The 25,688-nt window shown below is 63.7% G+C and carries 24 protein-coding genes, 1 tRNA gene and 1 pseudogene; 11 read left to right on the top strand and 15 right to left on the bottom strand.

Annotation, left to right across the window (positions count from 1 at the left end; all coding sequences use genetic code 11):
• Nucleotides 1-238: 238 nt before the first annotated feature.
• Nucleotides 239-484 carry a hypothetical protein gene (locus NY023_RS03635; RefSeq protein ID WP_024086246.1) on the top strand — a complete coding sequence of 82 codons (246 nt, stop codon included), beginning with the start codon at nucleotides 239-241 and terminating at the stop codon, nucleotides 482-484.
• A 223-nt stretch (nucleotides 485-707) separates the two neighbouring features.
• A complete protein-coding gene (locus NY023_RS03630; RefSeq protein WP_013970837.1) occupies nucleotides 708-1,925 on the top strand; it encodes a DUF3422 domain-containing protein in 1,218 nt (405 codons plus the stop codon).
• A gap of 114 nt (nucleotides 1,926-2,039) precedes the next feature.
• On the opposite strand, the gene NY023_RS03625 is transcribed toward NY023_RS03630, so the two are convergent.
• The 6 genes from NY023_RS03625 to NY023_RS03600 all read right to left on the bottom strand — a co-directional run bounded on the left by NY023_RS03625 (nucleotide 2,040) and on the right by NY023_RS03600 (nucleotide 9,211).
• On the bottom strand, nucleotides 2,040-4,451 hold the full coding sequence (locus NY023_RS03625) for a DUF3772 domain-containing protein (RefSeq protein WP_024086244.1): 2,412 nt from the start codon (nucleotides 4,449-4,451) through the stop codon (nucleotides 2,040-2,042).
• A 56-nt stretch (nucleotides 4,452-4,507) separates the two neighbouring features.
• Nucleotides 4,508-5,560, bottom strand: coding sequence for a bifunctional DNA-binding transcriptional regulator/O6-methylguanine-DNA methyltransferase Ada (gene ada, locus NY023_RS03620; protein ID WP_013970835.1), 1,053 nt, complete (start codon nucleotides 5,558-5,560; stop codon nucleotides 4,508-4,510).
• Between the two features lie 148 nt (nucleotides 5,561-5,708).
• Nucleotides 5,709-6,335 carry a DNA-3-methyladenine glycosylase family protein gene (locus NY023_RS03615; protein ID WP_013970834.1) on the bottom strand — a complete coding sequence of 209 codons (627 nt, stop codon included), beginning with the start codon at nucleotides 6,333-6,335 and terminating at the stop codon, nucleotides 5,709-5,711.
• Nucleotides 6,336-6,409: 74 nt separating this feature from the next.
• Nucleotides 6,410-7,588 (bottom strand): MFS transporter, encoded by a 1,179-nt coding sequence (locus tag NY023_RS03610; RefSeq protein WP_013970833.1) that lies wholly within the window; start codon nucleotides 7,586-7,588, stop codon nucleotides 6,410-6,412.
• 83 nt (nucleotides 7,589-7,671) lie between these two features.
• Nucleotides 7,672-7,809, bottom strand: a complete 138-nt coding sequence (locus tag NY023_RS03605; RefSeq protein WP_164842885.1) for a hypothetical protein — start codon at nucleotides 7,807-7,809, stop codon at nucleotides 7,672-7,674.
• Between the two features lie 187 nt (nucleotides 7,810-7,996).
• Nucleotides 7,997-9,211: an MFS transporter gene (locus tag NY023_RS03600; RefSeq protein WP_013970832.1), complete on the bottom strand. Its 1,215-nt coding sequence runs from the start codon at nucleotides 9,209-9,211 to the stop codon at nucleotides 7,997-7,999.
• 182 nt (nucleotides 9,212-9,393) lie between these two features.
• On the opposite strand from NY023_RS03600, the pseudogene NY023_RS03595 reads away from it, so the two are divergent.
• Nucleotides 9,394-9,966, top strand: a pseudogene (locus tag NY023_RS03595) (FecR family protein); the annotation flags it as partial.
• Nucleotides 9,967-10,066: 100 nt separating this feature from the next.
• Nucleotides 10,067-10,143 (top strand) — tRNA-Met (locus tag NY023_RS03590).
• A 100-nt stretch (nucleotides 10,144-10,243) separates the two neighbouring features.
• On the opposite strand, the gene NY023_RS03585 is transcribed toward NY023_RS03590, so the two are convergent.
• Nucleotides 10,244-10,858 (bottom strand): LysE family translocator, encoded by a 615-nt coding sequence (locus NY023_RS03585; protein ID WP_024086240.1) that lies wholly within the window; start codon nucleotides 10,856-10,858, stop codon nucleotides 10,244-10,246.
• 226 nt (nucleotides 10,859-11,084) lie between these two features.
• On the opposite strand from NY023_RS03585, the gene NY023_RS03580 reads away from it, so the two are divergent.
• Entirely contained in the window at nucleotides 11,085-12,002 is a 918-nt protein-coding gene (locus tag NY023_RS03580; RefSeq protein ID WP_013970829.1) for a LysR substrate-binding domain-containing protein, read from the top strand.
• On the opposite strand, the gene NY023_RS03575 is transcribed toward NY023_RS03580, so the two are convergent.
• On the bottom strand, nucleotides 11,942-12,523 hold the full coding sequence (locus tag NY023_RS03575; RefSeq protein WP_024086239.1) for a D-Ala-D-Ala carboxypeptidase family metallohydrolase: 582 nt from the start codon (nucleotides 12,521-12,523) through the stop codon (nucleotides 11,942-11,944). The two genes, NY023_RS03580 and NY023_RS03575, sit on opposite strands and share 61 nt — an antisense overlap.
• A 67-nt stretch (nucleotides 12,524-12,590) precedes the next feature.
• Here NY023_RS03575 and NY023_RS03570 point away from each other — a divergent pair, with 67 nt between their 5' ends.
• The gene (locus tag NY023_RS03570; protein WP_013970828.1) at nucleotides 12,591-13,748 is read left to right on the top strand and encodes a hypothetical protein; all 1,158 of its coding nucleotides are present in this window, start codon (nucleotides 12,591-12,593) and stop codon (nucleotides 13,746-13,748) included.
• A gap of 16 nt (nucleotides 13,749-13,764) precedes the next feature.
• On the opposite strand, the gene rimI is transcribed toward NY023_RS03570, so the two are convergent.
• Complete coding sequence (gene rimI, locus NY023_RS03565; RefSeq protein WP_013970827.1) at nucleotides 13,765-14,220, bottom strand: ribosomal protein S18-alanine N-acetyltransferase; 456 nt, start codon at nucleotides 14,218-14,220, stop codon at nucleotides 13,765-13,767.
• The gene (locus NY023_RS03560) at nucleotides 14,217-15,002 is read right to left on the bottom strand and encodes a hypothetical protein (RefSeq protein ID WP_038408674.1); all 786 of its coding nucleotides are present in this window, start codon (nucleotides 15,000-15,002) and stop codon (nucleotides 14,217-14,219) included. Before NY023_RS03560 ends, rimI begins: the two co-directional genes overlap by 4 nt.
• 285 nt (nucleotides 15,003-15,287) lie before the next feature.
• On the opposite strand from NY023_RS03560, the gene mksB reads away from it, so the two are divergent.
• The 3 genes from mksB to mksF are packed head-to-tail and all read left to right on the top strand — an operon-like array spanning nucleotide 15,288 to nucleotide 20,105.
• Nucleotides 15,288-16,577 (top strand): Mks condensin complex protein MksB, encoded by a 1,290-nt coding sequence (mksB, locus tag NY023_RS03555; RefSeq protein WP_024086237.1) that lies wholly within the window; start codon nucleotides 15,288-15,290, stop codon nucleotides 16,575-16,577.
• Nucleotides 16,567-17,274 (top strand): Mks condensin complex protein MksE, encoded by a 708-nt coding sequence (gene mksE, locus NY023_RS03550; RefSeq protein WP_013970824.1) that lies wholly within the window; start codon nucleotides 16,567-16,569, stop codon nucleotides 17,272-17,274. The genes mksB and mksE overlap by 11 nt, the downstream gene beginning before the upstream one ends.
• Nucleotides 17,271-20,105, top strand: a complete 2,835-nt coding sequence (mksF, locus tag NY023_RS03545) for an Mks condensin complex protein MksF (protein WP_013970823.1) — start codon at nucleotides 17,271-17,273, stop codon at nucleotides 20,103-20,105. Before mksE ends, mksF begins: the two co-directional genes overlap by 4 nt.
• Nucleotides 20,106-20,244: 139 nt before the next feature.
• Here the strand turns inward: mksF and NY023_RS03540 are convergent, their stop codons facing one another.
• From NY023_RS03540 to rplU, 5 genes are all read right to left on the bottom strand, one after another.
• Complete coding sequence (locus NY023_RS03540; RefSeq protein ID WP_003256322.1) at nucleotides 20,245-20,706, bottom strand: CreA family protein; 462 nt, start codon at nucleotides 20,704-20,706, stop codon at nucleotides 20,245-20,247.
• On the bottom strand, nucleotides 20,703-21,821 hold the full coding sequence (proB, locus tag NY023_RS03535; protein WP_015268899.1) for a glutamate 5-kinase: 1,119 nt from the start codon (nucleotides 21,819-21,821) through the stop codon (nucleotides 20,703-20,705). The genes NY023_RS03540 and proB overlap by 4 nt, the downstream gene beginning before the upstream one ends.
• An 85-nt stretch (nucleotides 21,822-21,906) precedes the next feature.
• Nucleotides 21,907-23,133, bottom strand: a complete 1,227-nt coding sequence (cgtA, locus tag NY023_RS03530) for an Obg family GTPase CgtA (protein ID WP_013970821.1) — start codon at nucleotides 23,131-23,133, stop codon at nucleotides 21,907-21,909.
• Nucleotides 23,134-23,322: 189 nt separating this feature from the next.
• Nucleotides 23,323-23,580 (bottom strand): 50S ribosomal protein L27, encoded by a 258-nt coding sequence (gene rpmA / locus NY023_RS03525; RefSeq protein ID WP_003247464.1) that lies wholly within the window; start codon nucleotides 23,578-23,580, stop codon nucleotides 23,323-23,325.
• A gap of 38 nt (nucleotides 23,581-23,618) precedes the next feature.
• The gene (rplU, locus tag NY023_RS03520) at nucleotides 23,619-23,933 is read right to left on the bottom strand and encodes a 50S ribosomal protein L21 (RefSeq protein WP_003247466.1); all 315 of its coding nucleotides are present in this window, start codon (nucleotides 23,931-23,933) and stop codon (nucleotides 23,619-23,621) included.
• 244 nt (nucleotides 23,934-24,177) lie between these two features.
• On the opposite strand from rplU, the gene NY023_RS03515 reads away from it, so the two are divergent.
• Together NY023_RS03515 and NY023_RS03510 are read left to right on the top strand one after the other, a co-directional pair.
• A complete protein-coding gene (locus tag NY023_RS03515; RefSeq protein ID WP_013970819.1) occupies nucleotides 24,178-25,146 on the top strand; it encodes a polyprenyl synthetase family protein in 969 nt (322 codons plus the stop codon).
• 166 nt (nucleotides 25,147-25,312) lie between these two features.
• Entirely contained in the window at nucleotides 25,313-25,654 is a 342-nt protein-coding gene (locus NY023_RS03510; RefSeq protein WP_009686103.1) for a zinc ribbon domain-containing protein YjdM, read from the top strand.
• Nucleotides 25,655-25,688: the final 34 nt, after the last annotated feature.

Genomic DNA, 25,688 nt, shown 5'->3' with positions numbered 1-25,688 from the left:
AGCCGTTTCTCTGTTGTTGAACAGGAGCATCAGGGCTAATTTCCCTGGGTCGTCACAAATGGCGACCGGGTGTGAGAGCCCGTGCTGATCTGGTTGCAACCTCAACGGTAGCTGTGCGCGGGCAGGCTTGGTCCTGGCCGGGTTCCTAGGTCTCCGGTCTCTCACCCCGCGTACGGCTGCCACCCGATCCTGTGAGAGGGAATGAGGTGGTAGCTCCTGACCGACCTAGGGAAACGCAATGAATAAACTTGTGCCCGATCCACCTGTAAAACCTGGCTCCCGCCCGTTCTACACCATCAACAACGACTTGCCCTCACCCGAGGCACTTCGTTACGTCTCGCAATTGCTGCTCGGCATTGAGGACACCCTCGACGAATACATCTGCGCCAACGCTGGCGAACCGGGCATCGGGTTGTTGGTCAATACCGTGCATAACGTGCAAATGACCCGGGCGCTCAACCAGTTGCTGTTGAACCGCGAGTAAGGCCTGGAATTGATGCCGGGCTCACCGGCCTCTTCGCGGGTAAACCCGCTCCCACAGTGATAGCGCAGGCCTGAAGGGCAGCACCGTACCTGTGGGAGCGGGTTTACCCGCGAAGAGGCCGGCACAGGCGATACAAAACTTTGCGTCCGCGTGACTTTGCCCGCCCACCGCAAAGTCCCACTTCCTGGTACCCCCACAATCACAACACCAGGCCGGACCACCCATGCACCCTCAACGCACCGCCTTGCACAACGAACTGCACGCCCGCCCGTCGCTGTATTTCGACGGCCCGGCGCATGTCTTCCACCTGGCCTTGCTCGGCGGCGATGCTGCCTGTGCGGCACTGCTGCAACGATGCTGCCCGGATGCCCTGGACACCGCAGCCGCCCAAGGCATCACCCGCCTGGATGGCCATCCGTTCAAATGGGAACGGCACACCGAGTTCTTCACCCTGACCCTGGTGGTGCCCTGCACTGCCGCCGACACCGAGTGGCAAACGCTGCCGCCGGTGCTGGCCGAGGCTATCGCCCCGCAAGCGGCGCAAGTGATCAATGCGGTGCAGGTGCTGGTCCGTGACGAACACGAACTGGACCTGCCCCACTACGGTTTCAAGGACCCGTGCGGCTCCTGCGTCGGCGGTGGCGATGCGGTGGTGTGGAGCGATTTTCGCCTGACCGAGGACGGCACCAACCGCTTCCTGTTCATCAACCGTCGCCTCAATGCCTACCGACAGGGCCGCATGATCCGCCGTCTGCTGGAGATCGAGACCTACCGCATGATGGCCTCGCTGACCCTGACCACGGCCAAGGACCTCAGCCAGGAACTGGATGCCTTCGACAAGACCCTGGTCAACCTCTCGGAGCGAAGTGCCGGTGTCGATGACCATGATTCCAAAGGCTTGCTGGAAGCCATTGCCCACCTGTCACGCCAGGTGGTCAGCCGTACGGTGAAAACCCGCCACCGCTTCGGCGCCACGCAAGCCTATGCGCAACTGGTGTTCGAACGCCTGGGCGAGCTGCGGGAAAGCCATGTGGGCGATTGCCAGCGCCTGGGGGTTTTCATCGAACGCCGGTTCAAGCCAACCGTGCGCTACTGCGCGGCCACCGAGCAGCGCCTGGAGCAGCTGGCAAAGAACGTGGCCAACCTGGGCGACCTGTTGCAGGCGCGGGTACAGGTGGAAATGGAAGAGCAGAACGCCGAGATCCTGCGCAGCCTCAATGCCCGGGCCGATGCCCAGGTGAAGATCCAGCGGGCGGTTGAGGGGCTGTCGATCATTGCCATCACCTACTACCTGCTGAACTTGTTCAAGCTGCTGTATGGCGGGCTGAATGTGCTGGGGTTGGGGCTGACGGCGCGGGATGGGCTGTTGGCCATGGCGCCGCCTGTGCTGTTGGTGTTACTGGTGATTTTGCTGAGGATCAGGCAGGCCAAGCAGCATTGAGGGTTGGGGGCGCCTTGCGCCCCTATCGCGACACAAGGCCGCTCCTACAGGGACTGCACATTTCCTGTAGGAGCGGTCTTGTGTCGCGATGGGCTGCAACGCAGCCCCCGATGCTCACACCGGCTCGTCAGCCGGCCGTGCATTCTCTTGCACCAACACCATGCTCTGCGGCGACGACAGGGCAATACCTTCATCACGCAGGCGCCCAAGGATGGTAAACAACAGGTCACTGCGCGTACCGGACACCTGCCGCGGCCCCGCCACGTAACCACTCACACCTATCACCATGCCGCTGCTGGTCAGGTCCTTGAAGGTGACCGAGGTAGCCGGCGCATCCAGAATCGCCTCGTGCTCCTGGTAAGCCGCCAGCAGCAGTTCACGCACGCGGTTGGCATCGGTCTCCAGCGGCATGGTCAGGGTAATGCCGACCACGCCCAGGGCGTTGCCCATGGTCACGTTACGCACGTTCTGCGAGATGAACTGCGAGTTGGGCACGATAACCGTCGAGCGGTCGGACATCTGGATCTCGGTGGCGCGCACGTTGATACGGCGAATGTCGCCCTCGACACCCGCCAGGCTGACCCAGTCGCCCACCTTGACCGGGCGCTCGGTCAGCAGGATCAGGCCGGAAATGAAGTTCTGCACGATCTGCTGCAAGCCGAAACCGATACCCACCGACAGGGCACTGACCACCCAGGTCAGGCTGGTGAGGTTGATGCGCAGGGTCGACATCACCAGCATGGCCAGGAAGATGAAGCCCAGGTAACCCACCAGAGTCACCAGCGAGGCACGCATGCCGGCGTCCATGTCGGTTTCCGGCAGCAGGCGATCGCTCAGCCAGCGCTTGACCACGCGGATGGCGAACAGGCCGCCGAGGAACATCACCACTGCCAACAGAATGTCCTGGGGGACAATGTTCATGTTGCCCAGCAGCTTGCCACCGGTCTCGTCCCAATCACCCAGGCTCAACAGCAGTTCGCTGGGGCTGGTGCCCGACGGCATCAGTGCCAGCAACAACGCCAGGAACAGCACCACGGTGCGGCCGATACCGGCCAGGATGGTGCTGGCCTGGGCCTGGTGACGTGGCGCCAGGCCCAGGGTCGAGGCCAGCGCCAGGCCGCCGGGCTGGCGGGGCGACAGCAGGGTTTCGCACAGGTCGCCAAAGAATGTGGTCAGCAGGTAGGCACAGGTAATCACCAGGCTGACCCACAGCAGCTTGGCGGTGAGGAAGTAGGCGAGTGTCAGGTAACCGGCGAGCAAGGCCAGCAGGATCAACGTAAGCCAGATCACCATCACGAACGGGATCAGCCCGGCCAGGCCTGTGGGGCGCTCCAGGTCATGCTTGCGCAGGGTGCGGCGGTAACGCAGCAGCGCACCGGCGAAGGTGAACGCCACTACCAGCGCGGTCAGGCCGTTGACCGCCACGGTCAGCGCCAGGCTGGCACCGATCACGCTGTTGATGCGTTCCATGGTCATCATGACCATCAGCGCCAACGCCAGCACCTTGGGGAACCAGCCCAGGGCGCTGGCCACTTCATCGTGAATAGGCGGCAGGCGCCAGGACGGACGCTGCAGCATCAGCATGGCGCGGCCCAGGCCGGTGATGAAGGCACTGAACACCACCAGGGCAAGTACATGATTGGCCAGGCTGGCGATATCGGCGCCCAACTCGGCGCTGCTCTCCAGCCCCCAACGCAGCAGCGAGACCGAGCCGGCGATGGTGCCCAAGGTTGCCAGGCTGACACCCAGCGCCAGCGCACTGCGGCGCAGGCGGCCTTCGGGCAGCCAGCTGACCATGGCGCCGGCGAGAAGGCGCTCGAGCACGCGGCGCACCAAGGTCCAGACCAGGATTGCCGCCACCAGGCTGGTAATGAACAACCAGCGATTTTCAGCGCTGAAGGCACTGCCGATGGCATCAGCCGTCTCACCACGCAGGTCACGCAGGCGTGCCACATCGTCCTGGGTGGGGCGAATGATGCTCTGCCAGAATGCCGGGGTCAGCGGTGAGGCCGCGCGGCTGGTGATCTGCGAGTTGAACTGGCTGCGGCGCAGGTTGACGATTTGCGTGGACAAGTCGCGCGCCGACTGGGTCAGCTTGGAGGCTTGGTCCTGCTGCGCCACCAAGGCCTTCTTCTCGGCCTCCAGCGCTTTACGCTGCTGGGTCAGGGTAGCCGCCTCGTCCGGCTGGACCGGGCCGATGACCTTGAGCTTGTCGTCGACTTTTTCAACATCAGTGGTGCGCAGGGCAGTCAACGCGTCGGCCTGACGCTGCACCTGCATTGCGCCCAGGCGCAACTGCGAAAGCAGATCGTCATTGGCGTCGCTGGTAACGCCCTGGCGTATCTGGTCCAGCCGCTCGCTCAACTGCTCGATGCTGGCGTTTTCATCCAGCACGTCCGCTTCGGCAACCGCCAGATTGGACAATGGCGTGGCCGGGGCCGACCAGGCCGGGCTGGCAATGGCCAGCATCAGGGCCATGAAAACCATCAGGCCTGGACAATAACGGGCAAGGCTGACACGCCTCATCGAATATTCCTCTTTACAATTCGATTTGGCGGGGGATTCTACGCGGCTTCACGCGATCAGGAGAGTGCCGTTTCTCGTTTGAGCAACTGCTGTTTGCGCTCGATGCCCCAGCGGTAACCACTGATGTCGCCGTCGCGGCGGACCACCCGATGACAGGGGATGGCCACGGCGATGTGGTTGGCCGCGCAGGCCATGGCCACCGCACGCACCGCCTTGGGCGCGCCGATGCGCTCGGCGATGTCGGTGTAGCTGACCCGGCTGCCGGCCGGCACCTCGCGCAGGGCTTGCCACACCCGCTCCTGGAACGCAGTGCCTTGCACATCCAGTGGCAGGGCCAGGCCCAGCGCGGGTGCTTCGACGAATCCCACCACCTCGGCGACCAACCGTTCGTAAGCACTGTCGCCGCCGACCAGGTGGGCCTTGGGGAACTGGTCCTGCAGATCGTGCAGCAGGGCCTCGGGATCGTCACCCAGCAGGATCGCGCAAATGCCCTTCTCGCTCTGGGCCACCAGGATGGCACCCAAGGAGCATTGGCCAAGGGCGAAGTGGATGGTTGCCCCGGCGCCGCCGGCGCGGTATTGCCGCGGACGCATGCCCAGGCGCTGGTCGGCGCTTTCGTAGAAACGGCTGCTGGAGTTGTAGCCGGCGTCATAAATGGCATCGGTGACAGAGCGCTGGCCATCTTCCAGGTGAGCGCGCAGGCGCCGGGCACGGAAAGCGGTGGCATAGGCCTTGGGGGTCAAGCCGGTTTCGGCCTTGAACAGGCGATGCAGGTGAAAAGGGCTGACGGCCAGTTGGGCGCTGAGTTGGTCGAGGCTGGGTGCCGGGTCGGTGGCTTCGATCAGGCGGCAGGCGCGGGTGACCAGCTGGCTATGGCGGGTGGCGCTGGTGGTGGCGGTGCAACGTTTGCAGGCGCGGTAGCCGGCGGTTTCGGCGGCAGCTGGGGTGTCGTAGAACTCGACATTGGTTCGCTTGGCAAGACGCGATTTGCAGCCGGGGTGGCAGTAGATGCCGGTGGTGCGCACGGCGTAGACGAAGTGACCGGTGGCGGCGGTTTCGCGGGATTCTACGGCTTGCCAGCGTTGGTCGGGGGTGGTGTAGGGGTTCATTGGTAAATGTCCAGATAGGTTGTTGCCTGTGCCGGCCCTTTCGCGGGTAAACCCGCTCCCACAGGTACTGCATAGCCTTTCAAGGCTGTGGATATCCCTGTGGGAGCGGGCTTGCCCGCGAAGAGGCCGGCACAGGCAGTGCAAAACCTCAAGCCCGCCACAGGTACCAGGCCGCCACGGTGCGGTATGGCCGCCAGCCGCCACCCAGCGAACGCATTTGCGCCGGCGTCGGCGCCTTGTCCAGCCCCTTCAGCCGCCGATACCCCTCGCGTACGCCAAAATCGTCGACCGGCAGAACGTCCGAACGCGCCAGGCTGTAGATCAGCAACATCTCCACCGTCCACCGCCCTACCCCGCGCAATGCCACCAGCCGTTCGATCAACGCCTCGTCAGCCATGGCCAGCGCCTCTTCCCGGCTCGGCACCAGGCCATCCAGCCGGCCTTGGGCAATACCCTGGATCGTCGCCATCTTGCTCGCGGAAAAACCACAGGCGCGCATGGTTTCCGGTGTAACCGCCAACAACTGCTCCGGCCCTGGGAACGCAGCCTCCGGGAACAACGCCAGCAAGCGCCCAAGAATTGCCTCGGCAGCACGGGCATGCAACTGCTGGTAGGCAATCGCTCGCACCAGCACTTCGTAAGGCTCACGCCCCGGCGTGGCCTGGTGCAGGCAAGGCCCGGTCGCCTCGATATGCCGCGACCAGTCCGGGTCGAGCGCCGCAAGGTATTCAGTGGCCTCACGGTAGGCTTCAGGCGATAGGTCGGACAGGATCATGGCACCTCCAACGGGTCGATTGCAGGCCCAGCTTAACGCAGCCGTTCATCGGACAAACGCCGATTCTTGCGCGGCTAATTCCTGGCAGGGTATTGCTCGGCACCATCGCCCCGCAACCGCACCGTGCGCCGGTACGACTGCCGGGCAAAGCACACGAACAACCCGGCCATCAGCGCCAGCGCGATGGGCAGACCATGCGGCGCCACATCCATCGCCGCACCGCTGACCAGCGGCCCGACCAGGCTACCCACACCCCACAGCAAACCCACGCTGGCATTGGCGGTAACCAGGTCCTGCCCCTTGAAGCGCTGCCCGATCAGTACCAGCGCCAGGGTATAGATGCCGCCTGCCACGGCGCCCAGCAGCACCAGCAGCGGCCATAGCAACCAGGTCAGGTTCAGCAGCCAGGGCAGGCCGATACCGATCGCCATCGCCAGCAGCCCGCATACCAGGTGCAGCCCGGTGCGCTCCACCCGGTCGGCCAACCAGCCAAGCGGCAACTGGAACAACATGTCACCGGCAAACACGACGGTCACCATCAGCGCCGCCACGCCCACGGCAAAGCCATGGCTGGTGGCATACACCGGCAGCAGCGACAGCACCACGGCATCGAAGAACGAGAAGAACAGCACCGCCACGCATAGCGCCGGCGCCACACGGAAGAAACCGGCCAGGCCGAAGCTCTTTTCACCCTCTTCATGTTTGACATGGTCGTTGGGTACGGTCAGCACGATGCACAGCAGCGCCAGGCCATAGCAGGCGGTGACCACACCGGTGATCCACGGGCTGTCGGCGCCCAGCACCGCCAGCATTGCCGGGCCGAGCACCTGGAAGCCGGTGAAGCTGGTGGCGTACAGGGCCATGATCTTGCCGCGGTTGTGCTCCGGGCACAGTTCGTTGACCCACGACTCGCCAAGGATGATGGCGATACCCATGCCCAGCCCCAGGCCCAGGCGCAACAGCGCCAGCTGCCACAGCGAGCCGAACGCCGACTCGAGCAAGGCAATGCTGAGCGTGCACAGGCTGAAGCACAGCAGGTAGATGGTGCGCCGGGTCAGGTGGCGACAGCAGGCGTCGACCAGGAACGCCGAGAGCATCATGCCCGCAGCGGGGATGGCCGAGATGATGCCGATTTCCAGGGTGCTCGCACCGGCTTCATGCAGGCGCAACGACACCAGCGGCAGGCTGGCCCCCAAACTGAAACCCACGACCGAAACGGCGAACAACAGGCCCGCCAGCAAACGCATGTTCATGTACCACTCCTTGCAAACCGAAAAGACGTGCAGACACAGGCGCGCACGCCAGGGCGGCGAGCGACGCGAAAGCGCAGATCAGTTCAGGCGAGGTGTGGCGAGAAGGTGAAGGCAAACAGCACGCTGCGGCGACGCTTGAGCACCGTGTCGCGCGGCCACGCACGACGCAGGGCCTGGAAGGCAGGCTGGCGGGCGTTCGGCAGGGACTGGGTACGGCACATTGCTTTGACTACTACGCAGGTGGTTGAAGAAAGGGCGGACTCTAGGCCACCGCAGGTTGGCTCGTCAATTGCCCAGGGGGCCTCTACGAGGCCGTTTCGCGACACAAGGCCGCTCCTACAACAGTACGCAGTCCCCCTGTAGGAGCGGCCTTGTGTCGCGATGGGCTGCAAAGCAGCCCCGGCAATATCAGCGCTTGCCGGTACTTGGCAAGAACACCGCCAGCAACCCGAACAAAGGCAGGAACGAACACACCTCGTACACGTACTCGATGCCACGCAGGTCCGCCACATACCCCAGCAAGGCCGCACCGATGCCACCAAAGCCGAACATCAGCCCGAAGAAGATCCCGGCAATCATGCCCACGCTGCCCGGAACCAGCTCCTGCGCATACACCACGATCGCGGAAAACGCCGAAGCCAGGATAAAGCCGATCACCACGCTCAACACGGTGGTCCAGAACAGATCGGCATACGGCAGCACCAGGGTGAACGGCGCCACGCCAAGGATCGAAAACCAGATCACGGCCTTGCGCCCGATGCGGTCACCGATCGGCCCGCCAAAGAAGGTACCCGCCGCCACCGCACCAAGGAACAGGAACAGGTGCAGCTGCGAGCTGGCCACCGACACATCGAACTTCTCGATCAGGTAGAAGGTGAAATAGCTGGTAAAGCTGGCCATGTAGAAGTACTTGGAGAACACCAGCAGGCCCAGCACGATCAGCGCCGCCACCACCCGCCCGCGGGAAATGCCGTGGGTCGCCTGCACAGCCTTGCGCGCCTTGGCCTGGTTGAGGTGCTCCTTGTACCAGCCACGCAGCATCAGGGTGACGCCGAGAAAGAACAGCGCAGCCAGGCCGAACCAGGCCACGTGGCTCTGGCCGAACGGAATGACAATGGCTGCCGCCAGCAGCGGCCCCAAAGCCGACCCGGTGTTGCCACCGACCTGGAAGGTCGACTGGGCCAGGCCGAAGCGCCCGCCCGATGCCAGGCGCGCAATACGCGAGGTTTCCGGGTGGAAGGTCGACGAACCGATACCCACCAGGGCCGAGGCCAGCAGAATCATCGGGAAGCTGCCGACGAAGGCCAGCATCACGATACCCACCAGGGTACACAGGGTGCCCAGTGGCAGCAGGTTCGGTGCCGGTCGGCGATCGGTAAAGAAGCCGACCCAAGGCTGCAGCAGCGAGGCGGTGATCTGGAACGTCAGGGTGATCATGCCGATCTGGGCGAAACTCAGGTCGTAGTTGGCCTTGAGCATCGGGTAGATCGCCGGCAGCACAGACTGGATCAGGTCATTGATCAGGTGCGCCAGGGCGCAGAAACCGATTATGCGCATCACCAGCGGCGTGGATTGGCTCGCCGCCGCACTGGTGGGCGCCGTGGAGGCGCTACTGATAGCCATGTGCCTGAATCTCCGTCCGTAGTTTGGGATCCGATTATCGGAAAACAAATAGATACATAGCTACCTTTTATTTCCTTTGTCCGCGACACACTTGAAAATGGTTCTCAATATAATTAGCATCCTTGGCCAAAACACCCGTCATCGTTGGGCGAAACGGCCCTAATCACGAGCACACCAACCCAATGAGCCCAATGCCCGTTCGCGTCCGTCCACGGCAGATCAACGCGCACCGCAGCCATCTGGGCAAATGGCTGGCGCTATTGTTCCTCCTGGGGCTGGCCGCTACCGCCTACCTGTACTGGCCGCTGATACAGCGCCTGGGCAGCGAATTGCATACCGATGCAGGTGAACGCCGCAGCATCCGCCTGGCCGATGGCACCACCCTGCACCTGGGCAGCGCCAGTGCGATGAACGCCGACCTGCGTGGCCGCACGCGCCAACTGCACCTGGTGCAGGGCCGGGTATACCTGGAAGTGATGCTCGACGGCAGGGCCATGGAGATAGCAGTGGGCGACGCGCGCATCCAGGTGTTCGGTACCCGCCTGCAGGTCGCCCGCCATGCAGGCCATGACGAACTGGTGGTGCTCAGTGGCAAGGCCATGGTTATCCAAGGCAGCGAACAGCGCATGGTATCGATGGGTGAGCGGGTAACCTTCGATGGCGCGCATATCGGCCCGGTACGGAAAGCCGACCTCAAGGCCGCCGATGGCTGGCGCAGCGGGCAGTTGAAAGCCGGTGACATGCCGTTGGGCAAGGCAGAACCCGGGCCTGGCCGCTAAGTTTTTGAAAGCGTGCAAATTTTTTTTGAAATGAGTGTTGACAGGGGGGCCGTTCAAGAGAATAATGCGCGCCATCGGCTACATAGCTCAGTTGGTTAGAGCATAGCATTCATAATGCTGGGGTCCGGGGTTCAAGTCCCTGTGTAGCCACCAAACAAGACGAAGGGCTTACCGCAAGGTAAGCCCTTTTTCTTTGCCTGCGAAAAATACCACAGGCCTGCACCCTTCCCGTACAGGGCATGCAATTGCCACCTCAACGCATTCCGGTCACCGCCACGGCCAGGCCCAACCCGATCAGCGCCAGGCCGATTACCCGGTCCACCAGCCTTTGCCGCTCGATCATCGCCTTGCGCAATGCCGTACTGGAGAAAAATACCGCCACCAGGCTGAACCACACCCAGTGAGCAATGGACATGAAAGCGCCGTAGGCAAAATCCAGCGCCAACGAGCTGCCCGGTTGCACTACCTGGGTGAAGGCACTGATCACGAACAGCATGGTCTTGGGGTTGAGGGCGTTGGTCAGAAAGCCCGTGCGCAGGGCCTGCGTTACGCTGGTGGCTGATGCGGCAACCCCGTCGAGGCTGATACGCCGGGTGTTGGTCAGCGACTGGAAACCCAGGTAGACCAGGTAACCCGCGCCCAGCACTTTCATGCCCAGGAACAGGGTCGGGCTCTGGCTGATGATCACCGCGATGCCCAGCACCGTGTACAGGACGTGCACCTGCACTCCCAGGGCAATGCCCACGGCGGCAGCCAGCCCGGCCTTGCGGCCTTGTGCATAACTGCTGCGGGTGACCATGGCGAAGTCGGCACCGGGGCTGATGACGGCGAGCAGGGTGAACAGGGCGACGGCAATGAGTTCGGTCATGCTGGTGGCTCTCGATAGACGATGGAAATGCACAGACCGGGTAATTATCGAGAGCTTATAGACCAGGAAAAATCGATTTATAGTGAAGCAAATCTGATAGCTTTCCTCACAGATATCTAGAGCCTGTGTCGGCCTCTTCGCGGGTAAACCCGCTCCTACAGGGGCGGCGTATCACCTGTGGGAGCGGGTTACCCGCGAGAGGTCGGCACAGACAAACAGGAATGCCATGAAACTGCCGCCACTCAACGCCTTCCGCTACTTCGACATAGCCGCCCAGACCGAGAGCTTCGTGCGCGCCGCCGAGCACCTGCATGTCACCCATGGCGCCGTCAGCCGCCAGGTGCGTCTGCTTGAAGAAAGCCTTGGTGTGGAGTTGTTCGAGCGCCGCAACCGGGCCATTTTCCTCACCCCTGCCGGCCGTGCCTTGCAGGGCACTACCCAGGCGATCTTCGAGCAGCTCGAAGGCGCCGTGCAGCGTTTGCAACAACAGGCCCGCGACAACGTACTGGTGCTGTCGTGCGAGCCGACCATCGCCATGCGCTGGCTGATCCCGCGCCTGCCCCGCTTACACGCCGCCCATCCCGACCTGCAGTTGCACCTGGTGGCCGCTGGCGGGCCATTGGATTTCGCACGTAGCGGTATCGACCTGGCAATTCGCCGCGATGACTTCCACTGGGACAAACAGCTGTACAACCAGAAGATCTGCGACGAATGGATCGGCCCGGTCTGCCACCCCACCGCCCCCCTCCAACTCGAAGGCCAGCGCCTGCTGCACAGCGCCACCCGCCCCGGCGCCTGGCCCAACTGGCTGCGCCTGAGCGGCGAACAGGTCCGGCACACCGAGCGCAGTGACTACCAGCACTTCTACCTGTCGATTCAGGCCGCCAGCGCCGGCCTGGGCCTGGCCATGGCCTCAGCCCTCATGGTGCGCGACGAACTCGACAATGGGCAGTTGCAGGCACCGTTCGGCTTCGTGCGTGACGGCTCGGCCTACCACCTGCTCAGCCCTTTGCCGCTGGAAGACGACGGCAAGCGCCAGCGCTTCGCCACGTGGGTGATGGGCGAATGCAGGAGCTGCCTGGCTCATCTGGGCTTGATACAGAACGACGAACCCGCACGGCCGTCACCACCCCAGGTACGGTAACCCGCGGTATCCACATGAATACGCCCGGAGGGGTAGCGCCCCAGGCCCATGTTCCAGGCCTGGCCGTATTGCTGCCAGAACCGGCACAGCGGGTTGGGGTCCGCCCACTCGGGCAGCAGGATATCGACAGCGAACGCCCGGGTATGGGCGCTGTTGGCCGCCCCGCCGGCGCAGGCATTCAGGCGCGGGGCTCGATAGGCTGAAACCACCTCGAACTGACGCAGGATGCCCTGGTCGTGAAGCGTCTTTATCAGCGAGAGCGTCGAGCGCACTGCCGGCCAGTTGCTGGCGGGCGGCACGGCGAAGGGGGACGCGTGGCACTGCTTCCAGTCCGAAGCCGAACGCAACAGCTGATGGATCGGCACCACGCCATAAAGACGGGCATCCACAAGCATCTCGCGAAATGGCCGTGTCTGATGGTCCCCGGCCCATTGCGCGAACAACCAGATATCACGCTCATCGGCCTGCGCTCCTGCACCCAACATGCCCAGCACCAGCGGCAGCCATCCAGCCCTTTTCATCCCTGCTCCCCTTGCCACAGTATGTGCCACGCTGCCGAATACGGCTGCGCCCAACAAGGAGTTAAGCATGCACAAGATGGCACTACCGAGCCTTGCCGCCCTGGCCTTCAGCGGCCTTGCAGCCGCCGATGCGCGAATCGACCTGGGCGACGCCCAGCGCGTCACCCGCCTTTTCGCCTTCCCCAACAACTGTCACGTGATCTGTTATCGCGACTGGACCCTGGAGCAAACCGTAGAACACTATCTGACTCAGAGCGTACGCCGCGACGGCCATGCCGCGGCCCAGGTGCATGTAAGCCGCGACAACGATCGCCTGCACGCAACCATCAGTGGCGTACCCGCCAACTATGCAAAACCCCTGCGCAAGCTGCTCGACAGCGGTGAACTGGCCTATCAGGCGGCCACCCGGCTGAACGAGGACGGCAAATGGTCCTACGACTGGTATCTGTTCCTGCCGCTGGGCATGGCCCTGCAGAACCGCCGCAGCATCGAACTGCTGCACTTCCCGCCGGACTACTCGCTGACCCAGGCCCAGGACTACCTGCGCTCCAACACCACCGACCGCTGGGCCGAGCTGTTGACATTCAATGGCGTCGACGCCAGCCAGACCCCGGCCTACCAGACCATCATCGATATCGCTCCCATCGCCGCGCCCGCCAGCGCGGGTGAAACGCTGAAGGAAACCTACAGCTACTTCAAGGACTACCAGGTGCGCATGGTCAGCGAGATGACCCTGCAAAACCCCGCCAGGCCTCTGCCGATGGTGGCATTCGGCGCGCCGGTACGCAGCTGGATCCAGCAGCAGTACGGGCCGCAGGTGAATGTGCTGGGCCTGGTCAGCATCAGCCCGCAGGCAGGTGCCAAGGTACCGGTACTGGGTGCCAACCACCCTAGTGCCATCTGGTATGCGGCAAACAAGGACAGCCACGGCGGCGACCAGGATGCAGCTGATGCTGCCGGCTTGAAAATGATGGGGCAGGACCTGACGGCAGCCTGCTGGCAGGCAGGGATGGGGCGCAATCAACGGGCCGATGCCAAGCTGACGCTGGATGCCTGCTCGACCAAGTGGCAGGTTACACAGAAGAAACAAACCTGCGAGCTGTTCTTCCGCACCATTCGCAAGTACACGCCGGAGCAGGCGGCGGCAAAATGCAATACCGGCAGCGTGACCAGAAGCCTGCGCGACCTGGCCAAGCCGATGGAGGCTCAGCCACAGGACCTGTGATTGAAGCCCGCCCTGCTCAATCTTCGAGCAGGGTGCAGGCCATCACCAAGGCGTCTTCACGGCCGCCGGCAACCGGGTAATAGTCGCGGCGGCGGCCGATTTCGTTGAAACCAAAGCGTTCGTACAAACGATAGGCCGACTGGTTGCTGGCACGCACCTCCAGGAAGCACTCGCGGCCATTGAGCTGGTAGGCCCGGGCCATCAGATGCTCGAGCAGCCGCAGGCCCAGGCCGCGGCCCTGGTTTTCCGGCTTGACGGTGATGTTGAGCAGGTGGGCCTCGTCGATGATCACGTTGATCACGCCATGGCCCACCTGCTGCTGGCCGTCGAACATCAGCCAGACTTCATACGATTTGAGCGCATCCTGAAAGATCCCTCGAGTCCAGGGATGACTGAACGCGGCATATTCGATCTTAAGTACGGCATCCAGATCCGCCTCGGTCATCCGGCGGAAGCTGATCGAGTCACTCATTCAACGCTCTTCCAGCGCGCCATCAGCTGGCGCATGGCTTTCCAGACGTCCGCCTTGCGCTGCGGCTCGTCCATCAACAGTTCAAGGCCCGGCAAGGCCCAGGCTTCGCCCAGGCCCTCGAGCTTCAGGGTTTGGTAATAGGCTTCGCCGTCGACATTGGCGGCAAAGCGCAGCGCCGGCAGGCCGACCAGCCACAGGCAGGTGCACGGGGCGTCCTCCAAGCGCGCCTGGACAAAGCCCTGGACAAAATCGCGCGCCGCCTCCGGGCCCTGGTCCATGTTGCCGCGCACCAGCAGCGGCCAGCGCACCGGCTCGCCGATGATCTGCGGTGCGTCGGGCAGGCCGGCGGCGCGCAGCATGTCCTTGAGCAGCAGGTACGACGGGTCGCGGCTCTGGAACGGCTGGCCGGTGGCCAACTCCACCAGTAGCAGGCAGCTGCCGGCTCGCAGCAGCTGCAGCGAGAAGCGCGGGGGTGGCACCATGGCCGGGCGCGGTGGCGTGGCTTGCTCCTCGGCCTCGACAGGCTTGGCGGCCGGCTTGGGCGCACTGCCCGGGCGCGGAATCTCGATTTTCGGCCGCTCGCCGGAGCGGGCCTGTGGGGTGACTGGCGCCTCGTTGGCAGCCGGTGGCGGCCTGACGTCGAAGTCGAGATCCTCGACCGGCGCCACCGGCAGCAGCAGCTCGGGCCGCGACGGTGCGGCGAACGGCAGTTCGGCGCGCGGCAGCCAGTGCACCACTTGCATGGCGGAAAGGTAGGCGCGGCGACGGGGTTCGGTGAGCAAGGGACGGGGTTCCGAGGGGTGAAGACAAAGGGCCATTCTAACGCCGTTGGCATTCGAGTGCCGCAACTGGTCGGCGGATTTTTATTGCCTGTACCGGCCCTTTCGCGGGTGAACCCGCTCCCACCGGTACTGCGCAAGGCCCTGTGGGAGCGGGTTCACCCGCGAAAGGGCCAGTGAATCCCGCACAACGACAAAGGTTATCTCTCATTACAGACCAAGGGGTGAAAACCTCCCCCCCGGATGCAGTACAATCGCCCCCTTTTTCTTGGCAACGAGTCGAAGCCAATGATCGAACCCAAGCGCGTCCTGCGCGCCCTAGCCGAACACTGGGCCCTGATCGAGCCGCTGTGCGAGCGTTTCGACCAGGGCACCCTGAGCCTGGTCGAATTGCGTCAGCATGTGGCCCGCCAGCAGGTCGAGAGCACCCCGCAGGACATCACCCAGCTGCTCGACGTGTGGATCCGCCTGGATATCCTGGTCCCGGTGGCCAAGAGCCCGAACCGTTTCGAGCTCAACGCGCAGATCCACGACTTCCTCGCCTACCTGCGCCGCGAACACCGGCTGGGCCTGTGCCTGGAGATCGAAGCCTACCTGCGCCACCTGGAGCGCCTGGCCGGGCATATCCAGGACGCCTTCGACAACCGCGACAGCGACGACCTGGCGCGCCAGCTGCGCCTGCTCGACATGCGCGTGCGCGATGTACTGAAGAAGCTCGACAACGACGAACAGGCACTGGTGGCCGTGGCCGAGCGGGCCAAGACCAGCAACCGCCAGATCCCGCTGCGCCAGCGCTATGCCGAAGTACTGGCGACCTGGGACGAGTATGTCGAGCCGATGATCCAGCTAGTCAACGCCGACGGCGCCTTCGAACAGGGCGTGCGCAAGGTCGAGACCGTGCTGCTGAAGCTGCTGGGTGAACAGGCGCGCCTGGGCCACCTGGTCGACGACGACATGCTGCTGCGCACCCACGCGCGCATCCTGGAAATGCAGACCAGCGCCCAGCTGACCCTGCGCCACGCCCGCGAACTGCTGCTGCCGCTGCGTGAAGAAGCCCGCCGGCACAACGCCGTGACCCGTGGCGCCGCACTGGCCCTGTCGGTGATCCGGCGCAAGGGCATCGACGCCGTACCGCAAGCGGCCATGCCGATGTTCACCCGCCCGCAAAGCACTTTCCTCGGCAGCGCCAGCCAGGTCGAGGCCTATGTCTACGCCCTGGCCCGCTTCGAGCCCAAGCCGGCGCGCTTCCCCAAGGCCCACAAGACCCAGTCCGGCGCCCTGCCCCGTGCACCGCGCACGGTCAAGGAAATGGCCGAACGCTGCGAACAGGCCCTGCCGCTGCCCGACCTGATGGTCTGGCTGCTGGAGCAGGAACCCGAAGGCGCCACCGACGAGCTGCTGTACTGGTTCTCGCGCCTGTCGCGGGAAAAGCGCTTCAAGCGCGAACGCCTCGACCGCCGCGAGTACATCACCCAGGAACACCTGGTCAGCCTGCGCTCGTTCGCCCTGACCTCCAGCCGCGAAGACGCCGCCAGCGCGCCTACCGAATCCAACGCGAGCCCAGCCCATGCATCTTGATCTTTCCGAACTGTCCCAGCTCGCGCCGATCTTCCGCGAGCTGTTCAAAGGCTTCCACGTCAGCCGCCGCGACCCCGAGCTGTACGCCCAGCTGTCGAACTTCCAGGACCAGTACCGCACCCTGTTCAAGGCCCTGGGCTTCGAACTGGTGTGCGACACCCGTGGCTTCTACTACTTCGTGCCGGACATGACCGCCGCGCAGGTCAACAAGACCGCGCAGCGCCTGTCGCTGTTCACCTTCATCCTGGTCGAACACCTGGCCGACCAGGGCCGCGACCCGATGGCCGTGCTCGATGGCGGCAGCATCGGCCGTGACGAACTGCCCTCGCTGCTGGACAAGTACCGCGACCTGTTCCTGCAGGCCGAAGTGCAGACCGTGGACGAGCTGGAAGAAAAAATCCTGCGCCGCATGACCCAGCTCGGCTTCGCTTTCGAGGAAGGCGGCATCTACCGCTTCCTGCCGCCGATGCATCGCTTCCTCGACGTGTGCCTGGCCGTGCAGCAGGACCGCGACCTGGCGGCCACCCTGCACAGCGACCTGCCGCTGCCGACCCCGGTACTGGTCGAGGAAGAAAGCCCCGAAGAACTCAACCGCACCGACGACCCGCTCGACCTCAGCCCCTTCGAGGGCGAGGAAAGCGAAGAGGAAGCCCTGGCCCGGGCCATCCGCGAAGAGCAACAGGAGATTGACGCATGAGCCAGGAACGCTACGGCATCCGCCGCTTCGCACTGCTCAACACCGCCGGCTACAGCCTTGGCCTGTTCCCGCTGGAGCACCCACTGTCGGTATACGGTGCCAACAACCTGGGTAAATCGGCGTCGATCAACGCCCTGCAGTTCCCGATCCTGGCGCGCATGTCGGACATGAGCTTCGGCAAGTACAGCCTCGAGCAGTCGCGCCGCTTCTACTTCGCCAGCGATACCTCGTACATTCTCTGCGAACTGAGCCTGCCCCACGGCCCGCACGTCATCGGCGTCGTCGGCCGCGGCCCGGGCGGCGGTTTCGGTCACCAGTTCTTTGCCTACAAGGGCGAACTGGACCTGGCCCACTACCAGAAGAACGACACCTGCCTGCGCCAGAAAGAGCTGTTCACCAACCTCGAGCGCCTGGGGATCAAGGCCTACGAGCTGAAGCCGGACGAACTGCGTCGTCTGCTGGTCGGTGGCCACACCTCGGTGCCGCTGGACCTGACCATGATCCCGCTGCGCTCGACCAGCGAGCAAAGCCTGAAAACCTTCCGCGCGCTGTTCATCAACCTGCTGCACATGCGCGAAATCACCGCCGCCAAGCTCAAGCAGCTGTTCCTCGACGCTTTCGAGCACAGCCTGCGCTCCGGTAGCGTCGACTACATCGCCGCATGCGAGGAAGCCTTCCGCGACGTGCGCCGCATGGAACAGGACTACAACGCCCTGGTCGCCGCCGGCCCGCTGGTCGAGGCCCTGGCCGGTGGAGTGGCCCAGCGCGACATCCTGCGCGGCAAACTGCACCGCATTTCACCAGTGCTCGACACCCTGCTGGGCACCTGGCAGGAATACGCCATGGCGCGCAAGGAAGAGCTGGTGATCCAGGCCGAGCACTACCGTGGCGAGCAGGACCGCCTGCAGAACGACCAGCGCGGCGGTACTCAGGAACTGATGCGCCTGGAGCGTGAAATCACCGGTATCCAGCGCTGGCTGGGCGAACTGTCGGTGCTCAAACATCGCTTCGCCCTGGTCGATGACGTCAAGGTGCTGGAGCAGCAACTGCTGGCGGCCAAGGACGCCCACGACGAACTGGCCGGCGCCCTGGCCCAGTCGCGGCAGTTCAGCGCCGAAGACCTGGACGAACGCGTCCGCGACCTGGAAAAGCGCCTGAAGCAGGTCAAGCAACAGCTCGACCACGCCGACAACAACAGCTACGCCCGCCTGCGCGAAGAGTTCTCGCAGCAGGACGTCGACCGCCTGATGCGCCTGTTCAATGGCGCGCTGTTCAGCCTGCCGCTGGGTGACCGCGGTATCGAACTGGACGACAGCGACCTGTGGGTAAAATCGCTGGAAGCGGTGCTCGACGGCTTCAAGGGCGAACGCTTCGAAGCCCCGGGCCTGTCCATCGACCTGTCGCACATCGACCCACCGGCACTGCAGGCCCTGGCCGACCGTGCCGCCCTGCGTGACCAGAAAGAGCGCCTGGAAAAAGAGCTGAAGCAGCTCAAGACCCAGCAAGCCGTGGCCGCCGACCGCTCCGCCTCCAAGGCGCAGACCGAGGCCCTGTACCAGGAAGTACTGGACGCGCAAAAAGCGCTGGAAGACTTCCGCCGCAGCGAAACCCTGGCCGCCGAAGAGCCCGAGAAGCTGGAACAGCTGTCGCAGCTCGAAGCCGCCCAGGACGAACTCAAACGCTCCAGCGACGCCTTCACTGAACGTGTCCAGCAGCTGTCGGCCAAGCTGCAGCTGGTCGGCCGGCAGATCGGCGACCTCGAGGCCAAGCAGCGCACCCTGGAAGACGCCCTACGCCGTCGCCAGCTGCTGCCGGCCGACCTGCCCTACGGCACGCCGTACATGCAAGCCATCGACGACTCGATGGACAACCTGCTGCCACTGCTCAACGACTACCAGGACAGCTGGCAGAGCCTGCAACGGGTCGACAACCAGATCGAGGCGCTGTACGCCCAGGTGCGCCTGAAAGGCGTAGCCAAGTTCGACAGTGAAGACGACATGGAGCGCCGCCTGCAGCTGCTGGTGAATGCCTACGCGCACCGCACCGACGAAGCCCTGACCTTGGCCAAGGCACGCCGCGCGGCGGTCACCGACATCGCCCGAACCCTGCGCAACATCCGCAGCGACTACGACAGCCTCGAGCACCAGTTGGCGCTGTTCAACCGCGAGATCAACAAGCGCCAGGTATCCAACCTGGAGAGCTTCCGCGTGGTGCTGGCGCCGAACAAGGAAGCGCTCAAGCACATCGACCAGATCATCCACAGCGCCGGTCAGTACGAAGAAGGCGAAACCCTGTCGGTATTCGACCTGACCCAGAGCGCCGAGCAGGACAACAAGAACGAAGAGGCCAAGGAATACCTGGCACGGCTGGTGGCAGCCAACCACAACCAGCTGGGCCTGAAGGACCTGTTCGAGCTGGCGTTCGAGATCACCAAGGTCAACGGCCAGCCGGTGATCCATGCCGACATCGACGGCGCGGCATCCAACGGCACCACCATGACCATCAAGGCGCTGACCAACATGTACCTGTTGCTGCACCTGATGGACCGCGACCTGGCCGGGCGTATCCGCCTGCCGTACTACCTGGACGAAGCGGCGGACATCGACGAACGCAACCAGGCTGCACTGCTGGAGACCAGCCTGCAGCTCGGCTTCGTGCCGATCCTGGCGAGCGTGAAGCCGCAGGTGTCGGCGCGCGTGGCGATCGACCTGGAAGGTGGCAGTGGGCCGAATGGCATCTACATCGACGAGGCGGACTGGAAGTTCATCAGCCGTCGGGATGAGGTGAAGGCGGTTGTGCGTGAGGATCATCAGGCCGAAGAGTTGGCCTGATATCGGAGTAGTGGGGCCGCTTTGCGGCCCTTTCGCGACACAAGGCCGCTCCCACATTGACCGGTGTACGCAGGACCTTTGTGGGAGCGGCCTTGTGTCGCGATGGAGGCCAAAGGCCTCCCGGCGATCTGTCAGGCTATCAATGAGCCCAAGGCAGAATCGGAATCGCGGTCACCGCATTCTGCGGGCTGCCTTCGATCATGCGGTCGCTGTACACCAGGTACACCAGCGTATTGCGCTTCTTGTCGAGGAAGCGCACCACCTGCATGGTCTTGAACACCAGCGAGGTGCGTTCCTTGAACACTTCCTCGCCATCCTTCAGCTCACCCTTGAAGTTGATCGGCCCGACCTGGCGACAGGCAATCGATGCCTCCGCCCGGTCCTCCGCCAGCCCCAGCCCACCCTTCACGCCGCCGGTCTTGGCCCGCGACAGGTAGCAGGTCACGCCCTCGACCTTGGGGTCGTCGAACGCCTCGACCACAATGCGGTCATTCGGCCCGAGGAACTTAAACACGGTGGATACCTGGCCGATTTCCTCGGCCCCGGCCAGCATTGGCAGCACCAATGCCGCCACGCCGATTACCCGCTTCAGCACGCTCATACCAGCACCAGGTTGTCGCGGTGCACCAACTCCGGTTCTGCACTGTAGCCCAGCAGGCTTTCGATGGCATCGGATGGCTGGCCGATGATCTTCTGCGCCTCAAGGGCGCTGTAGTTGGCCAGCCCACGGGCTACTTCCAGGCCGTCCGGGCCGACGCACACCACCATCTCGCCACGACGGAAGCTGCCCTGCACGGTCTTCACGCCAACCGGCAGCAGGCTCTTGTTGGCCTGGCGCAGCGCCTGCACGGCACCGGCATCCAGCACCAGGGTGCCACGGGTCTGCAGGTGGCCGGCCAGCCACTGCTTGCGCGCGGCAAGCATGCCGCGCTCGGGCGACAGCAAGGTACCCAGGCGTTCGCCAGCCTTGAGGCGATCCAGCACGCGCTCGATGCGGCCACCGATGATGATGGTGTGGGCACCGGAACGGGCAGCCAGGCGCGCGGCGCGCAGCTTGGTCTGCATGCCGCCACGACCCAGCGCGCCACCGGTACCGCCGGCCACGGCATCCAGTGCCGGGTCGTCGGCGCGAGCCTCGTAGATCAGCTGGGCTTCGGGGTTGTTGCGCGGGTCGGCATCGAACATGCCATCGCGGTCGGTGAGGATCACCAGCAGGTCAGCCTCGACCAGGTTGGCCACCAACGCCGCCAGGGTGTCGTTGTCGCCGAAGCGGATCTCATCGGTGACCACGGTATCGTTTTCGTTGATCACCGGCACCACGCCCAGGTCGACCAGCGTGCGCAGGGTGCTGCGGGCGTTCAGGTAGCGCTTGCGGTCGGACAGGTCGTCATGGGTCAGCAGGATTTGCGCGGTGTGCTTGCCGTGCTCGCCGAAGCTCGACTCCCAGGCCTGCACCAGACGCATCTGGCCGATCGAGGCAGCCGCCTGCAGCTCGTTCATCGCACTCGGTCGCGACGTCCAGCCCAGCTGGCTCATGCCGGCAGCCACGGCCCCGGAGGAGACCAGTACCAACTCCACGCCTGCCTCACGCAGCGCGACCATCTGCTCGACCCAAACGGCCATGGCACCGCGATCGAGGCCTTTGCCATCGGCGGTCAGCAGAGCACTGCCAATCTTCACGACCCAGCGCTTGGCGCCCGTCACCTTGCTTCGCATCTTCTTCCAACCTATGTCGAATCTGTAGATACCGTGGATACAAAAACGCCGCTCCAAAGAGCGGCGTTTAGTGTACTGCAACCGGTCAGTCGCGCACGTAAATGATTTCCGGGCCGTCTTCGTCGTCCTCGAAATCATCGTCCCAACCGTCATCGTCGCCGATGTCGTGCACGCTCTTGACACCAGTACGGCGCAGGGTACGGGCGTCGTCCAGGGCCTGCAGCTGGGCACGGGCTTCGTCTTCGATGCGCTGGTCGAGATCGGCCAGCTCTTCGGCGTAGGCCGGGTCGTTGGCCAGGCGGTCGGCGCGGTCTTCGAGGTAGCGCATCAGGTCGTGGCTGAGCTTTTCGGTGCCCTGCTTGGAGATGGCCGAAATCACGTAGACCGGGCCCTCCCACTGCAGGCGCTCGACCACTTCCTTGACCCGCTCGTCGCGCTCGTCGTCCATGACCATGTCGGCCTTGTTCAGCACCAGCCAGCGCTCACGCTCGGCCAGCGACGGGCTGAAGCGGGTCAGCTCGTTGACGATGACTTCGGCGGCATCGGCTGGGCTGCTTCCGTCCAGCGGCGCCATGTCCACCAGGTGCAGCAGTACGCGGGTACGCGCCAGGTGCTTGAGGAAGCGGATACCCAGGCCGGCGCCCTCGGAAGCACCTTCGATCAGGCCAGGAATGTCGGCGATGACGAAGCTCTTCCAGCGGTCGACGCTGACCACACCCAGGTTCGGCACCAGGGTGGTGAACGGGTAGTCGGCCACTTTCGGCTTGGCGGCCGAAACCGAGCGAATGAAGGTGCTCTTGCCGGCATTCGGCAGGCCCAGCAGGCCGACGTCAGCCAGCACTTTCATTTCCATCTTCAGGTCACGCTGGTCACCTGGCTTGCCCGGGGTGGTCTGGCGCGGTGCACGGTTGGTGCTGGACTTGAAGCGGGTGTTGCCCAGGCCGTGCCAGCCGCCTTGGGCGACCATCAGTTTCTGGCCCGGGGTGACCAGGTCACCGATCACTTCCTGGGTGGAGGCGTCGATCACGGTAGTGCCGACCGGCACACGCAGGTACAGGTCGTCGCCTTTCTTGCCGGTGCAGTCGGTGCTGCCGCCGTTGGCGCCACGCTGGGCCTCGTGGTGACGGGTGTAGCGATAGTCGACCAGGGTGTTGAGGTTTTCGTCGGCGATCATGTACACCGAACCACCGTCGCCACCGTCACCACCGTTGGGGCCACCGTTCTCGATGAATTTCTCGCGACGGAAGCTCATGCAACCGTTGCCACCGTCACCGGCCTTGACCCGAATGGATACTTCGTCAACAAACTTCATTCAAAACCGCCTCTCGCCTGCTGGCGAGTTGAATACCTGAAAAACCTGAGGCTCTTGCAAAAATGAGCGCGGCGGCCCCGTACGACCGTAGAAACCCACGCCGGCAGCCCATACAAACAGCTTTGCAAGAGGCTCACCACAAACGAAAAAGCCCCGTCGCATGACGGGGCTTCTGGAGCGACGTCGCGATTAAGCGGCGACGATGCTCACGTAACGGCGCATGAACTCGCCTTTTTTCTCGAACTTGATCACGCCTTCGATCTTGGCGAACAAGGTGTGATCCTTGCCCATGCCAACACCGTAGCCAGCGTGGAATTCGGTGCCGCGCTGACGGACGATGATGTTGCCTGGCTTGATAACCTGGCCGCCATACATCTTCACGCCAAGGCGTTTCGATTCTGAGTCGCGACCGTTACGAGTACTACCACCAGCCTTCTTGTGAGCCATGGTTCAATTCTCCAAATAAATTCAGGGGATCTAGGGGATTAAGCCTGGATACCGGTGATTTTGATCTCGGTGAACCACTGGCGGTGGCCCATACGCTTCATGTGGTGCTTACGACGACGGAACTTGATGATGCGAACCTTGTCGTGGCGGCCTTGCGAAACGACTTCGGCCACTACTTTAGCGCCAGCAACAACTGGAGCACCGATGGTGACTTCTTCACCGTTGGCGACCAGCAGGACGCGATCGAAGGTCACGGATTCGCCAGTGGCGACTTCCAGTTTTTCGATCTTGAGGAATTCACCTTCAGCGACTTTGTACTGCTTGCCGCCGGTAACGATTACTGCGTAAGACATGGTATTTCTCCGATAATCCTGCTCACCCAGCGCTTTATATGATGAGTATTGGCTGGCATGGCTGCACAGGGCTGGAACGGCCCGGCGCAATTGCGTAAGGCAGGTGCTGCCCAGGAAGTTAGGGTGCGCGATTGTACGCAACCGTGGTTTTGCTTGCAAGTGCCGCCCCCGGGGCGCTGGCACCGCGCCTTGACACACCGGGACCCGCGACCTAGCATGCCGCGCAACCTCACTGGAGCAGCCGATGCAACCCCAATCCTTCTACCGCGCGGTGGCTGATGATTTCAGCGCCGTCGACGAGATCATCAAGAAGCAGCTGACCTCGCGCGTGCCGCTGGTATCGAAGATCGGCGACTATATCACGTCCGCCGGTGGCAAGCGCCTGCGCCCCCTGCTGGTGCTGCTGTGTGGCAAGGCCCTGGGCCGCGAAGGCGACGACCTGCGCCTGCTGGCTGCCACCATCGAATTCCTGCACACCGCTACCCTGCTGCACGACGACGTGGTCGACATGTCCGGCATGCGCCGTGGCCGCTCCACCGCCAATGCCCTGTGGGGCAACGCGCCGAGCGTGCTGGTGGGCGACTTCCTCTATTCGCGCTCGTTCGAGATGATGGTCGAACTGGGCTCGATGCCGGTCATGCAGATCCTGTCCAAGGCCACCCGCGTGATTGCCGAAGGTGAAGTGCTGCAGCTGTCGCGGGTACGCGACGCCAGTACCACCGAGGAAGTCTACATGGAGGTCATCCGCGGCAAGACCGCGATGCTGTTCGAGGCTTCGACCCACAGCGCCGCCGCCCTGGCCGGAGCAACCGACGAACAGCGCGAGGCCCTGCGTACCTTCGGTGACCACCTGGGCGTGGCGTTCCAGCTGGTCGACGACCTGCTGGACTACAAGGGCGACTCGCAGACCCTGGGCAAGAACGTCGGTGACGACCTGGCCGAAGGCAAGCCTACCCTGCCGCTGATCTACACCATGCGCGAAGGCACCGCCGAACAGGCTGCGCTGGTGCGCCAGGCGATCCAGAAGGGTGGCCTGGAAGACCTGGAGCAGATTCGCGTGGCAGTCGAGGAGTCGGGTGCTCTGAAGTACACGGCGGAGCTGGCGCGTGACTATGTGAAGCGTGCCATCCAGTGCCTGGAAGTGCTGCCGGCCAGCGAATATCGTGATGCGCTGGTCGAGTTGAGCGAGTTTGCTGTCGCGCGTACTCACTGATAGACCGAGTCGTCTTCATTCGCGGGCAAGCCCGCTCCTACAGGATTGCGTCGCCTGTATGAGCTGGCTTGCCCGCGATGCTTTTGTCCGGACATAATCACTTCTGAAAAAATACCTTATACAATTCGGGTTTTTAACCGCCCGTCTGTTTGTTTGAGGAACCGAAGTGAGCACTCTGCCACCCTGCCCGAAATGCAACTCCGAATACACCTATGAGGATGGCACTCAGCTGATCTGTCCTGAATGCGCCCACGAGTGGTCGGCCAGCGGCGACGCCGAAGCGGCCAGCGACGAGGTGGTGAAGAAGGACTCGGTCGGCAACATCCTGCAGGATGGCGACACCGTCACCGTGATCAAGGACCTCAAGGTCAAGGGCTCGTCCCTCGTGGTCAAGGTCGGCACCAAGGTCAAGAATATCCGCCTGTGCGACGGCGACCACGACATCGACTGCAAGATCGACGGCATCGGCGCCATGAAGCTGAAGTCCGAGTTCGTTCGCAAAGTCTGATTTTCCAAAAAACCGCCAATTGGCGCTTGCTATT

The sequence above is a fragment of the Pseudomonas sp. NBB genome, from assembly GCF_032701105.1.
Taxonomy (GTDB): domain Bacteria; phylum Pseudomonadota; class Gammaproteobacteria; order Pseudomonadales; family Pseudomonadaceae; genus Aquipseudomonas; species Aquipseudomonas asiatica.
This window is presented reverse-complemented; position numbering and strand designations above follow the sequence as displayed.